This window comes from Pseudomonas sp. 2(2015) (assembly GCF_000955865.1).
Taxonomy (GTDB): Bacteria; Pseudomonadota; Gammaproteobacteria; order Pseudomonadales; family Pseudomonadaceae; genus Aquipseudomonas.
In genome coordinates this window covers 198,420-211,094 of sequence record NZ_JYOF01000001.1, presented here as the reverse complement: position 1 = coordinate 211,094, position 12,675 = coordinate 198,420, and the positions used below count along the sequence as shown (strand labels likewise).

The 12,675-nt window shown below is 60.7% G+C and carries 15 protein-coding genes; all 15 read left to right on the top strand.

What is annotated here, in order from left to right; genetic code table 11:
• Positions 1-3 precede the first annotated feature (3 nt).
• The 15 genes from UB48_RS01055 (at position 4) to UB48_RS00980 (ending at position 12,648) form a co-directional block, all read left to right on the top strand.
• Positions 4-738 carry a hypothetical protein gene (locus UB48_RS01055; RefSeq protein WP_045193589.1) on the top strand — a complete coding sequence of 245 codons (735 nt, stop codon included), beginning with the start codon at positions 4-6 and terminating at the stop codon, positions 736-738.
• 7 nt (positions 739-745) lie between these two features.
• Positions 746-1,207, top strand: coding sequence for a hypothetical protein (locus tag UB48_RS01050; protein ID WP_045193588.1), 462 nt, complete (start codon positions 746-748; stop codon positions 1,205-1,207).
• 73 nt (positions 1,208-1,280) lie between these two features.
• Positions 1,281-2,162 (top strand): baseplate J/gp47 family protein, encoded by an 882-nt coding sequence (locus tag UB48_RS01045; RefSeq protein ID WP_045193587.1) that lies wholly within the window; start codon positions 1,281-1,283, stop codon positions 2,160-2,162.
• 1 nt (position 2,163) lies between these two features.
• Positions 2,164-2,769 carry a phage tail protein I gene (locus tag UB48_RS01040; protein ID WP_045193586.1) on the top strand — a complete coding sequence of 202 codons (606 nt, stop codon included), beginning with the start codon at positions 2,164-2,166 and terminating at the stop codon, positions 2,767-2,769.
• On the top strand, positions 2,766-4,709 hold the full coding sequence (locus UB48_RS27020) for a phage tail protein (RefSeq protein ID WP_052676453.1): 1,944 nt from the start codon (positions 2,766-2,768) through the stop codon (positions 4,707-4,709). The genes UB48_RS01040 and UB48_RS27020 overlap by 4 nt, the downstream gene beginning before the upstream one ends.
• Before the next feature lie 19 nt (positions 4,710-4,728).
• Positions 4,729-5,178 carry a phage tail assembly chaperone gene (locus tag UB48_RS01025; protein ID WP_045193585.1) on the top strand — a complete coding sequence of 150 codons (450 nt, stop codon included), beginning with the start codon at positions 4,729-4,731 and terminating at the stop codon, positions 5,176-5,178.
• 90 nt (positions 5,179-5,268) lie between these two features.
• Positions 5,269-6,435, top strand: coding sequence for a phage tail sheath family protein (locus tag UB48_RS01020; RefSeq protein WP_045193584.1), 1,167 nt, complete (start codon positions 5,269-5,271; stop codon positions 6,433-6,435).
• Positions 6,436-6,447: 12 nt separating this feature from the next.
• A complete protein-coding gene (locus UB48_RS01015) occupies positions 6,448-6,957 on the top strand; it encodes a phage major tail tube protein (RefSeq protein ID WP_045193582.1) in 510 nt (169 codons plus the stop codon).
• 9 nt (positions 6,958-6,966) lie between these two features.
• On the top strand, positions 6,967-7,269 hold the full coding sequence (locus tag UB48_RS01010; protein ID WP_045193580.1) for a phage tail assembly protein: 303 nt from the start codon (positions 6,967-6,969) through the stop codon (positions 7,267-7,269).
• 143 nt (positions 7,270-7,412) lie between these two features.
• Positions 7,413-9,425: a hypothetical protein gene (locus tag UB48_RS27630; protein ID WP_156160150.1), complete on the top strand. Its 2,013-nt coding sequence runs from the start codon at positions 7,413-7,415 to the stop codon at positions 9,423-9,425.
• Between the two features lie 9 nt (positions 9,426-9,434).
• Positions 9,435-10,280 carry a phage tail protein gene (locus UB48_RS01000; RefSeq protein WP_045193576.1) on the top strand — a complete coding sequence of 282 codons (846 nt, stop codon included), beginning with the start codon at positions 9,435-9,437 and terminating at the stop codon, positions 10,278-10,280.
• Positions 10,255-10,461 carry a tail protein X gene (locus tag UB48_RS00995; protein ID WP_045193575.1) on the top strand — a complete coding sequence of 69 codons (207 nt, stop codon included), beginning with the start codon at positions 10,255-10,257 and terminating at the stop codon, positions 10,459-10,461. Before UB48_RS01000 ends, UB48_RS00995 begins: the two co-directional genes overlap by 26 nt.
• A 68-nt stretch (positions 10,462-10,529) precedes the next feature.
• On the top strand, positions 10,530-11,582 hold the full coding sequence (locus tag UB48_RS00990; protein WP_045193574.1) for a phage late control D family protein: 1,053 nt from the start codon (positions 10,530-10,532) through the stop codon (positions 11,580-11,582).
• Between the two features lie 23 nt (positions 11,583-11,605).
• Positions 11,606-12,151 carry a glycoside hydrolase family 19 protein gene (locus UB48_RS00985; protein ID WP_045193573.1) on the top strand — a complete coding sequence of 182 codons (546 nt, stop codon included), beginning with the start codon at positions 11,606-11,608 and terminating at the stop codon, positions 12,149-12,151.
• On the top strand, positions 12,148-12,648 hold the full coding sequence (locus UB48_RS00980) for a lysis system i-spanin subunit Rz (protein WP_045193572.1): 501 nt from the start codon (positions 12,148-12,150) through the stop codon (positions 12,646-12,648). The genes UB48_RS00985 and UB48_RS00980 overlap by 4 nt, the downstream gene beginning before the upstream one ends.
• Positions 12,649-12,675: the final 27 nt, after the last annotated feature.

Sequence of the window (12,675 nt, the reverse complement as noted above, 5' to 3'; positions counted from 1 at the left end):
CCGATGAGTCTTGAGACTGATGTTGCCAATCTGGTGACGAAAACCACTGATTTGATCAGTTACTTTAATGGCAAGAAGGCGGGGATTGATGCGGCAGTGGCGGCGGCTGTTGCGGCGGTGCCGGCTATTGCAAGAACGTTCTATGTTGACGGCACAGCAGGCGATGACCTGGCCTTGGGTACTCAAGCTGCACCGATGAAGACTATCTCAGCAGCTCTTTCAGCAACGCCGGAAGGCGGTGGCTGCGTAATCATTCTACTTAAGGATTACGTACTGTCCTCTCCGTTGGTAGTTCGCAATCGTAGGGTCACTATTCGTGGAGATGTTGATAGTGAATTAAGCCGTAAGCTTATTCTAAATGAATACATAACCTCTAATGGCCAACGCTCAATGGGCGGGTTTCAGCAAGTGGGCTCGGTATCGCTTGAGTTGGCCTACCTCACAGTAAGCTTGCCTGCGGGCGAGTCCTCCAGTACTCCGATCAATGCGTACTACTCGCTTACCTATGCTGGGAGCTTGGGGCCGGCGACGCTGGCAATTCGTTTGTTCAACATTGCTTTTGAGCTGCGTGGCACATTCGTGGGGAAAATAGTGGGGCCAAATGCCAGTACGGTAGTGTTTTCGGTAGCCAACACAGTGATCCCTACGGCGCTTGAGGGCTCTATTCTCCCGGGCGTACCAGCGGGTACCCCGCCTGGAAACCTGAGTTACTTGCTTACCAATTTACTCAAACTCTGAGGCTGACATGCAAGATCAAAATCTTAACATCACATTCAATAACAGTAACTATGTGGGATATTCATTTGCGAGTTTGCCTATTGGGGCTGCCCGTCTTGTCGCTGCGCAGCAGATCGATGAAGCTGCTGACAACGCACGTACAGCCGCAGTTGGCAGTTCGTTGCGTGTAATTGAATATCAACTGGCTGAGGTTGAGGCAAAAGTCTTTTCTACTGCGTCTTTTAAAGGTGATGTGCCGCCTGCCGTTCTGGCTTGGAGCGACGCTGCCAATCTGACTCCACAAGCTGCGGCCGAAAGCATCCTCGCCGAAGCCCATGCCTGGAAAACCGCCCTCTACGCCATCCGCGCCGCCCGCCTGAAGGGCAAACAGTCCGCGCTCAAGGCCGGCAGCCATGAAGAAGCCGAAGCCATTGCCGATCAGGCCATTGCTGCCATTCGCGCAAGTGTGGTCGACGTCGGTAACGTCTGACACTTTGCCGCATGCTTTGAGCGCCCCGAACTTCGGGGCGTTTTCGTTTCTGCAGCACGCCGGAGGTGACGGCATGAGTAGTGTGGATCTTTCGGCGCTGCCCGCGCCGCAGGTTCTGGAAGACCTCGATTTCGAGGCGCTGTTCCAGGCTGACCTGGCGACCTTCCGGTTGCACATGGGCGACAACTGGGACGCTACAGTCGAAAGCGACCCGGTGAACAAACTGCTGGAAGTCGGCGCCTATCGCAAGCTGCTCAACCGCGCACGGGTCAACGATGCCGCCAAGGCGCTGATGCTGGCCTATGCGCAGGGCGCCGACCTTGATCAACTGGCGGCCAATGTACAGCTGCAGCGCCTGGTGGTGCAGGCACCCGACGCCAGCAGCGTGCCGCCAACGCCGCAAGTGCTTGAAGAAGACGACGCCCTGCGCGAGCGGGTGCAGCTGGTCTATGAGGGGCTGACCACTGCGGGCCCGCGCAACAGTTACATCCTGCATGCCCGCAACGCTTCCGGGCTGGTGGTCGATGCCACTGCCCAAAGCCCGTTGCCGGCCCAGGTGGTGGTGACGGTGCTGGCGCTCGAAGGCGATGGCAGTGCCCCGGCTGCGCTGTTGGACACCGTGCGGCTCAAGCTCAATGACGATGACGTGCGCCCGGTGGGTGACCGCCTGACGGTTCAGGGCGCACAAATTCTGCGTTACCGCATCGATGCCGTGGTGCACATGAGCGGCAACGGCCCGGAGATCGAAGCAACGCTTGCCGAGTGCAAACGCCGCCTGCAAGCCTGGATCAACCCGCGCCGGCGCCTGGGTGTCGAAGTGGCCCGCTCGGGCGTGGACGCCCAGTTGCACATCAACGGCGTCAGCCGGGTCGACCTGAACGACTGGACCGACATCCGCCCGACCCAGGCGCAAGCGGCCTGGTGCGAAGGGATCACCGTGACGCGGGGGAGCTGACATGGACAGTCTGCTGCCGCTCAACAGCACCGATCTCGAACAGGCCATCGAGGCTGCCGGGTTTGAAACCACCGACGTCCCCCTGCGCACGCTGTACAACCCCGACACCTGCCCGGCGCACCTGCTGCATCAGCTGGCTTGGGCCTGGTCGGTGGACCGCTGGGATGAAACCTGGCCGGAGGCAATCAAGCGCTCGGTGATCCGCTCGGCGTTCTACGTGCATGCCCATAAAGGCACCATTGGTGCGCTGCGCCGGGTAGTGGAGCCGCTGGGTTACCTGATCGAAGTGCAGGAGTGGTGGCAGACGGTACCGCAAGGCGCACCGGGCACTTTTGCGCTGCAGGTCGGGGTATTGGAGAACGGAATCTCCGAAGCAATGTACCTGGAACTGACCCGCCTGATCGATGACGCCAAGCCGGTCAGTCGCCACCTGACGGGGCTGGCAATCACGCTCGCCAGCAGTGGCTATCTGCGCTTGGGAATAAGCCTTTCTGAAGGCGATGAAATCGACATTTATCCGCCGACCTCTCACGACATTGAAGTGCGCGGCAGCTATGGCCTTGTGGGCCGTGAACAGCAAATTGAAACCCTGGACGTGTACTCATGACTGACCAGACAAGCCAGTTCTTCGCCATCCTCACGGCGGTGGGCGAGGCCAAACAGGCCAATGCCAACGCCTTGGGCGTGCCGTGGAGCTTTGCACAAATGGGGGTTGGCGATGCCAACCTGACCGACCCGATCCCGTCGAGGGATCAGAAAAAACTCATCAACGAACGCCGAAGGGCGCCGCTCAACCAGGTCAAGGTTGACCCGGACAACGCCAGTATCATCATCGCCGAGCAAGTGATACCGCCGGATGTGGGTGGCTGGTGGATTCGCGAGATTGGCCTGTATGACGCCGCCGGTGATCTGGTTGCAGTAGCCAACTGTGCGCCCAGTTTCAAGCCCCTGCTCAGTCAGGGAACCGGTAAAACGCAGATTGTGCGGCTCAACATTGTCGTGACCAGTACTGCCAGTGTGCAGTTGAAGATTGATCCGTCTGTTGTTCTTGCGACCCGTGAGTATGTCGACTCATCGATCTTGAGCGTTTTACCGAAGAACAAGGTGGCAGGTACTTTTACCAAGGTTAGAACCAACGATCGCGGCATTGTGGTTGAGGGAAACAACCCGACGACTTTGGCCGGTTACAGCATCGGTGATGCGTTCACGAAGGCCGCTACGAGTGCTGCAATCCAGGTGGCGATTGACGGTGTTGTCAACGGCGCTCCAGGGTTACTGAATCAACTGAACAAGCTTGCTGCAGCCATAGATAACGATCCTAACTTTGCTGGCACAATGGTCAATGGCCTCGCAAGCAAGGCGCCGTTGGCCAGCCCCACATTTTCGGGTGTGGTCAATGTACCTACCGCCGCAGCTTCCGCAAATGGCACACAAGCAGCAAGTACTGCATTTGTAAAAGCTGCTATTGCCGCTTTAGTAGGGGCCTCTCCGGATACGTTGGACACGCTGAAAGAACTTGCTGACGCGCTGGGTAACGATCCGAACTTTGCCGTAACCATGACCAATGCGCTTGCTGCAAAGGCCGCCAAAGCAACCACGCTGGCGGGGTATGGCATCACCGATGCGTATAGCCAGACGCAAGTAAACAACTTGTTGGTCGCCAAAGCACCATTGGTGAGTCCTACGTTTACCGGCACCGTGGTTGTGCCTTCACCTGTCCCCGGGACCAGTAACAGTCAGGCGGCAACCACCAAGTTTGTAACCGACGCTATCAATAGCCTGGTCGCGGCCGCACCGGCTGCCCTTGATACACTTAACGAGCTTGCTCTGGCTCTGGGCAATGATCCGAACTTCGCCTCAACGATAACCAATGCCTTGGCGGGCAAGGCAGCAAAAGCCACGACGCTTACGGGATATGGGATAACGGATGGCGTACGTGTTTCGAGTGATCAGTTTCCGGAGTTCTATTCCAAAACACCTGGGAATGACTGGCGCAACGGGGCTATCCAGATTCGTGAAACAGCACGGGTGGGCACCACTCAAAGTGCAATTACGTACGCACCCGCCATCACATTTCACTGGGGTGACAGGGTGTTTCGCCAGTTGCTGATGTCAGCGGCGGGAGACTTGCATTGGGGGCCCAATGCAAAGATTTACACAACGGAGCACACAGGCGCCGTTGGGCAGTCACTGATGTCCGCGGGAGACGTCCCTTCGGCCCGAAATATTTTGGGCATCGCGAACACTTCCGCTTTCGGCGGCGCATCAGGATTCTGGCGGGATGCTCAGACCGGCATGATCATCCAGTACGGTTCAGTATTCACGCCGGCTGAAGCAAACTATTCCTCAGTTTTCCATATGGCATTTCCTAATTATTGCCTCATGTGCATACCCACAACTGTCAACGGCGCGACCGGTGATGATGATTCATTTGCTCGTGTGATTGGGTGGACCAGGCAAAACGTCACATTCCGATCTGAAGGCGTTCCGAATGCGGGGTTATCGCCCAATGCGCGCAGCATCAGTTACATCGCAATCGGTTATTGATAAAGAGGAACCGTACACCATGAGCGAATATGTTTTCTCCGCGAGTGAGTTGGCGTTTTACCCGGCGCAATTACGTAATTCTTATGAGGCCAGCAATACATGGCCCGCTGACAGTGTTTCGATAACGGCAGAACACCACGCACGTATACTCGAAGAACAATCGCAAGGTCGAGTGATTTACGCGGATCAAGATGGTCGTCCAATGACCAAAGAGCGCCCACCTTTGCCGCCTGAGGTGATTGCCGGCATAGAGAAGAAGTGGCGGGACGCCCAACTCAGGGAGACCGACGATGTAGTTGCCCGTCATCGTGACGAACTGGAATCCGGGAAAACCACACTAAGTTCGGAGCAGTATCAAGAGCTTCAACTCTATCGAGCAGAGCTGCGGGAATGGCCGCAAGCAGAGCTTTTCCCCGAGCTGCGACAGCGCCCAACTGCACCCACCTGGCTCATCACCCAAACCCAATAAAGCCCCGCACCGCCGGGGCTTTTTCCTACCCGCAACAAACCCTCTGAAGGCCCCGCACCGCGGGGCCTTCGCATTTCTGGAGACTTACCCATGAGTGGATTCTTCCACGGCGTTACCGTAACCAACGTCGACACCGGCGCACGTTCCATCGCGCTGCCTTCTTCCTCGATCATCGGCCTAGTCGATACCTTCACCGAAGGCCCGACTGCAACCGCCAAGGCCAACGACCTGGTGCTGATCACCAGCGAGCGTGAGGCCATTGCCGCCTTCGGCGCCGACTCGGCTATCACCCGCGCCTGCCAGGCGATCTACAGCCGCGCCAAGGCGGTGATCGTCGCCTGCGGTGTGGCCAAGCTCGAAGAAGAGGCTGCGCAGACTTCGGCGATCATCGGCGGCGTGCTGGCCGACGGCAAACGCACCGGCCTGCAAGCACTGCTGGACGGCAAGAGCCGGTTCAACGCCCAGCCCCGCCTGCTGGTGACGCCAAAGCACAGCTCGACCCTGGCGGTCGGTACCGCGCTGGTGGCCCTGGCCGACAAGCTGCGCGGCCTGGCCATTATCGATGGCCCGAACAGCACCGATGAAGCAGCCATCGCCTACGCCGAGAACTTCGGCGCCAAGCGTGCCTACCTGGTAGACCCGGGCGTGCAGTACTGGGACACCGGCAAAAGCGCCACCCTCGATGCGCCGGCGTCGGCCTGGGTTGCTGGCCTGTTTGCCTGGACCGACAGCGAGTATGGCTTCTGGGCCTCGCCATCGAACAAGGAGTTCGTCGGCATCACCGGCACCAGCCGCTCGATCGAGTACCTGGATGGCGACGCCACCTGCCGCGCCAACCTGCTCAACAACGCCAACATCACCACCGTGATCCGCGATGACGGCTTCCGCCTGTGGGGCAACCGTACCTTGAGCAGCGACCCGAAGTGGGCCTTTGTCACCCGCGTGCGGACCATGGACATCGTCATGGACGCGATCCTCTATGGCCACAAGTGGGCGGTCGATCGCTCGATCACCGCGACCTACGTCAAGGACGTGACCGAAGGCCTGCAGGCGTTCATGCGTGATCTGAAAGCCCAGGGCGCAATCATCAATTTCGAAGTGTTCGCCGATCCCGAGCTGAACACTGCCAGCCAGCTGGAGCAGGGCAAGGTCTACTGGAACATCCGTTTCACCGATGTGCCGCCCGCCGAGAACCCGAATTTCCGTGTCGAGGTCACCAACCAGTGGTTGACCGAAGTCCTCGACCAAGCCGTTTAAGGAGCAATAACCATGGCAATGATTCCCGAAACCCTGGCAAACCTGAACCTGTTCGTCGATGGCGTCAGCTTTCAAGGCGACGTGCCCAGCCTGACCCTGCCCAAGCTTACCCTGAAGATGGAGGAGCACCGTGCCGGCGGCATGGACATGGCGATCGAAATCGACCAGGGCATGGAAAAACAGGAGGCAGGCTTCGTCACCACCGGCGTGCGCCGTGAGTCGCTGAAGTTCTTCGGCCTGGCCGACGGCTCGGCTTTCAACGGCACCTTCCGCGGTGCCTTCAAGGGCCTCAAGGGCAAGGTCACTCCGGTCATCGTCACCCTGCGCGGCGCGCTCAAAGAAGTCGACATGGGCGACTGGAAGCCGGGCGACAAGGCCGAGATCAAGCACAACGTGGCCGTGACCTACTACAAGCTCGAAGTCGACGGCCGCCTGGTCTACGAAATCGATCCGCTGGGCATGAAGCGCGTCATCAACGGCGTCGACCAGCTCGCCGCCCAACGTTCGGCCCTGGGCCTGTAAGGAGGCGACATGACTCAAACCGCGAAAATGCCGAGCTGGCTGAATGTCAGTGCCGAACGCGTCGTCGTTCAACTGAGCAAGGCCAGTGAAGCCAATGGCATGCAGGTCGACAGCCTGTCACTGCGTGCACCCACCGTGCGCGACATCCGCACCGCCCAGTCGGCGGCCAGTGGCGATGACGAGCAGCGCGAGCTGAACCTCTTTGCCTCGCTGGCCGAAGTTGGGGTCAAGGACCTTGAGGGCCTGTCGCTCAAGGACTATGGCCGCCTGCAGGCGGGCTATTTTCGTCTGGTGCAAGACGACGAGCTTTGATCCCGGGCTGCAGAAAGCGGCGGCAAAACGGCTCGCCAAAGAGCTGAATTTTAGCGCCGGCGAAATCATGACCATGTCGTTCAACGACATGGTCTGGTGGCTCACGGATTGAGCAGATAGCCCATGCAAAGGGGGATCAGATCGTGCGCAAACAGGGGTTTGAACCGCAGATTGGTACCACCGTCACCCTGATGGTGGGTACCGTTTTCAACACGGTCCTGGAACGTATCAAGACGCTGACGCAGTCTGACCAGAACATCCTGGGTAAAACCCAGGTTCCGCAGGAGGCGGTGCGCGGGTCATACGATCAAGATGCAGCATCGAGTGAAGATGTCGTTAACGCAGAATACGCAGTGGCGGGACCAGTCAAGCCGGCAAGCAGCAACCCGTTGGTGGTTAATGTTGCAGGTATTGATGTGCTGTCGCTGGGGTTGATGAAGTTGGCCCTTGGGTTGAAGCCAGCCAAGGCGCGTTTGGGCATCACCCCGGGTATGCCCGAACAGGCTGGGCCAGGCCTTGAGCCAGGTTTAACGCCAAGTGATCCAGAGCAAGCAGCGGGGCCGGAGGGCGATGGATTGTCACTGGGCCTGATGCTGCTGGCGCTTGCGAGGGGGGCACGCAAAGGTGGGTCAGGCACTACCGCTGTCCAACCTGGAAAGGCGGCTTCAGTCGCTGTTCCCGCGTCAGCGGGTAGCAAAAAAATCGAAAGTACAGCGCAACTGGGTTCCAGCCAGAATCCGCTTCCGGCTTCTCCTGGTAACAGCCAGGCGCGCCCACCGTCGTTGAAAGACAAAGCAAGCGATGCCGCTGAAAAGCTGAGCAGAAAGCTCGATTATGCCGAGACTGGTTACGAGATTTTTAAAACGTACCGCAGTGATCAAACCCCGGAGGAAAAGGCTGAGAGTTACGGGGAAAGTGCCGGTAGCCTTATAGGCTCGAGGGCCGGGGAGGCCATTGGAGCGCGATTGGGGCCGATTGGTGCTGTACTGGGTGAACGCCTTGGAGGACGGTTGGGGGAGTCGCTTGGAGGACAAGTGGGGAAACTCCTGGGGGCAAGCTTCATGGACGAGCCGATCGCGTCCGCACCTGCGAACAGTTCAAAAGTCCCTCTGGCGCCTGTCTCGCTATTGCGTGCTGAGACGACGAACACTCCCAAGGCCGAACTGATGCCAGTCCTGACGAGACTGTTAGGGTTGTCCTCGCCGACAGCGAGCCCGGGGCCTTTGCTCAGCCCATCCCATGGTGAGCCTGCAAGCCAGAATCTAATGGGCTGGATGACAAAAAACTGGTTTGTACCTGTTGCCTGCAAGCCGTCACCACCCGCTGAAGGCCAGTGCAAGCCATGCCCGGGTGACCAGGGTAAAGGCGGGCACTCAACGACAGCACCCGCACCCGACGGTTCGAGGCCGCCAAGGATGGAAGGTCCCGGGTCAGTTGCGCTTGTGGGCACGGCTGTTGTTGGCGCATTGCCGGCGTTCAAGGCCACGTTAACTCAGCCACCCAAGGATCCACTGCCTCGGCCATCTGCTCCAGGGATTGCGAGCAGGATGTGGTCCGGGGTCAAGGCGGTCGCGCGTCTGGCTGTGCTCGGTGCTGGAATCAAAGCGCTCAGCACGGCGCGGTATGCGCAATCGGCCGAACAGAAAGCCGAAGGCTACGCAGGTGCTGCAGGTGGGCTTGCTGGCGCGCTTGCCGGGGCTGCGCTCGGTGCTCCGGTCCCGGTGGTGGGCCCTGTGATCGGCGCCCTGCTGGGCGGTTTGTATGGTGACCAGCTCGGTAGCGCGCTAGCCAAGTCCTGGTTTGCCCCTGAAGCAGAGACTGATCAGGGAAGATCAGCACCTCGGTCTGCAGACAGCGAAGACCGCCCAAGTGATCAGCCAGAGCGCAATTTGGGCAGGGCTGTGCGGGCAATGGAGCTGACAGCCAGCGAACCGGTGGCAATTGCCAGTGTCCCCGGTGCAGGGCAAGCAGGCGCAGCCCAGCCACCGCAACTGGTTCAGCAAATCACCTTTGCTCCCACCATTTCGGTTCAGGGCGGGATCAGCGATCCTCTTCCGCTTGCTCAGCAAGTGGGCGCCATTGTCCGGCGGGAGTTCGATGAACTGATCCGCCAATCCACCAGTCGTCAGCTGTACGACGTTCCTCATGTTGCTTAAGGAGGTGCCATGACCTACATGGACCAGTTGCAATCCGGGCTCGGCGCCCTGGTGGCAGCGGGCGAAGCAGGGCGGCGCAGCGCGGACGGAATGCTGGCGCCGGTCAAGGAGGCCGCCGCCGAGTTCGTCGGTGCCGCCGCCGAGCTCGAGGCGCTGCCCTTTGTCGGGCCCGCCATTGGTGCCAAGCTGCAGCGCAGCTTGCGCGCGATCAACAAGGCCCAGGCCACTGTCGACCAGGCGCTGGCAAAATACGACCGGGCCGTGGCGGTGGTGGCGCAGGTGCGTGACGGCGTCGCCACGGTGAAGACCCAGATTGGCCGGGTCAGCGCCGCGATCAACCGGGTGGCGGGCAAGATCAGCCCGTCCCTGGCCAATATCCTGCCGACCAGCAGCTTCGCCCCCGAAGCGACGCCGGCGGCAGAGGCAGTCAAGCCGTTCCCGCATTTGCTGATTGTGCAACCACTCAAGCCCGAATCACCCGCTTACTACTTCAACCTCGACACCGCCGCGTTCGATGAACTGCGCAGGCAGACGAGCTTCCGTTGGGCCGGGCAGGAGCGTCTGACGCGCAGCACCGCCCAGCAGGCAGTGGGCCTGGGTGACGAGAAAATCAGCATCAAAGGGGCGATCTTCCCAGGCTTCAAGGGCGGGCTTGGCCAGTTGCAGGCGCTGCGCAGTATCGGCCGGCAATTGCAGCCGCTAACCCTCACCAGCGGTTACGGCGAGGTCCTGGGCACCTGGTGCCTGACCGGCGTCGATGAAGACCAGAGCAATCTGCTGGCTGGCGGCATTCCGCGAAAACAAGGTTTCTCACTGGAGTTTGTGAGCTATGGCGACGACCTGCAGAACCGCTGAAGGCGATGTGCTCGACACCTTGTGCCAGCACTACTACGGCCACCTGAACGGCACACTCGAGGCCGTGCTGGGCGCCAACCAGGGCCTGGCCGAGCAGCCCCAGCCATTTCGTGCCGGGGTACAGATCCTGCTGCCGGCGTTACCCGCGGCGAGCGACGCTACGGTGCAGCTGTGGGATTGACGCTCGTCGACAACCATTCTCACCAGACCCCGCCGCGTGCGGGGTCATTCATTTCTGGAGCCTGAACCATGCAGCCAGTGTTTCGTCTTGTTGCCGATGGCAAGGACATCACCGAACTGATCAACGACCGCTTGCTGTCCTTGCGGACCTCGGACAAGCCCGGAATGGAATCCGACGAGTTCGAGCTGCGCATCGACGACCGCGATGGTGCGGTGACGTTGCCGGCACGGGGGGCGATGATCGAGGTGCACCTGGGCTATGCCGGCCAGGTATTGACGCGCCTGGGGCGCTACACCGTGGATGAAATCGAGCTGTCCGGCCCCCCAGACAGCATCGTCATCCGCGGCAAGGCCAGCGACATGCGCGGTACCGGCAAAAGCATTCGCAGCGGTAGCTGGGAGGACGTGCCGCTGCAGCAAATCGTGCGTGACATTGCCGCGCGCAATGGCTGGCAGCCGGTTTGCCCGGTGAGCACGCGGCTGCCCAGGGTTGACCAGCTCAACGAGTCGGATTTCAACTTCATCACCCGCCTGGCCAGGCAATACGACTGCACGGCCAAGATCGGCGACGGCAAGTTGCTGGTGCTGTCGCGTCAGGCCGGGCACAGCGCCAGCGGGCAGGCCCTGGGCGTGGTGACCATCAACCGTCGCGATGTCAGTCGCTGGCAGATTCGCCTGGCGGACAAGGGCACGCACAAGGCTGTGCAAACCCGTCACCAGGATCCCAAAAGCGGCGAGCTGAAGACTGTCGAGCTGGCTAACGATGCCTCGCCCGCTGGGCTGCAGCCGGTGCACAGCGACCGTCATGTTTACCCCAACAAGGCTGCTGCCGAGCAGGCTGCCAAGGCACGCCTGGCAGCGTTCAACCGCAGCACTGCCAGTGTGCGCCTGGAAATGGCCGGGCGCACCGACCTGTTTGCCGAGCGCCTGATCCTCACCCAGGGTTTCAAGGACGGGCTGGATGGTGAGTACCTGATCGAGTCGGTCGAACACACCTTCAGCTCCAGTGGCTGGGCGACGTCGGTCGACTGCAACGGCGGCAATAAAGGCAAAGCCAAGGCCAGGGGCAAGCAGGCCAAAAGCCGGCCAGGGCTGCGCACGGTCCAGTTGCAGCCCCTTTGAACCCCAAGGATGAGGAACCCCCTATGACCCTGGAGCAACTTGCTGCCGTGTTCCCCAACGCCCGCCTGAATGCGGGCGTTTTTCTACCTGCACTGAACCTGGCCATGGCCCGCTGGGACATCGACACCCCACGGCGCCAGGCGGCTTTTCTCGCCCAGGTCGGCCATGAGTCCGGCCAGTTGCGCTACGTCAAAGAGCTGGGCAACGACCGTTACCTGGCGCGCTACGACACCGGCACCCTGGCCCTGCGCCTGGGCAATAGTCCCGAGGCCGATGGCGACGGCCAGCTGTACTGCGGCCGCGGCCTGATCCAGGTCACCGGGCGCAACAATTACCGGGCCTGCAGCATGGCCCTGTTTGGCGATGAGCGTTTGCTCAAGCAACCGCAACTGCTCGAACAACCACAATGGGCAGCCGAGTCGGCGGCCTGGTTCTGGCACTCGCGCGGCCTCAACCAGCTGGCTGACCGCGGCGAGTTCAACCGTATCACCCGGCATATCAATGGCGGGCTCAACGGCCTGGAAGATCGCCTGCGGCTCTGGGCGCGGGCCCGAGAGGTGCTGTGTTGAGCCGCCTGCAACTTGGGGCGTGGCTGCTATTGACGCTGCTGGCCTGTGCGCTGAGCTGGCAAGTCCAGAGTTGGCGCATGGGCCGGCAGTTGGCGGAGCAAGCGGCGCAGCACGAGCGCGAGTGGCAAGCCCAGGCTGAATCCGCTGCCGCGCAACTGGTCGCCGAGCGCCTGCAACGCCAGGGGCTGGCGCAGCGCCTGGCGGTCAGCGAGCAACACCATTATCAGGAGCTACTCGATGCTCAACAGACTCAGGCACGCCTGCGTGATCGCCTGGCTACTGCTGATGTGCGGCTGTCGGTCCTGGTCGAGCGCGATGCCGCCGGTTGCGCCGGCCTGCCTGCCGCCCCCGGCACCGGCAGCGTGGATCATGACCCCGTACGCGCCCGACTTGAGCCGGCGCATGCGCAACGAATTATCGCCATCACCGACGACGGTGACCGCGGACTGATCGCCTTGCGCGCGTGCCAGGCGTACGTGCGCGGGCTGGTGCGCTGAGCGCACATTTATTTAATTACGTTTTAA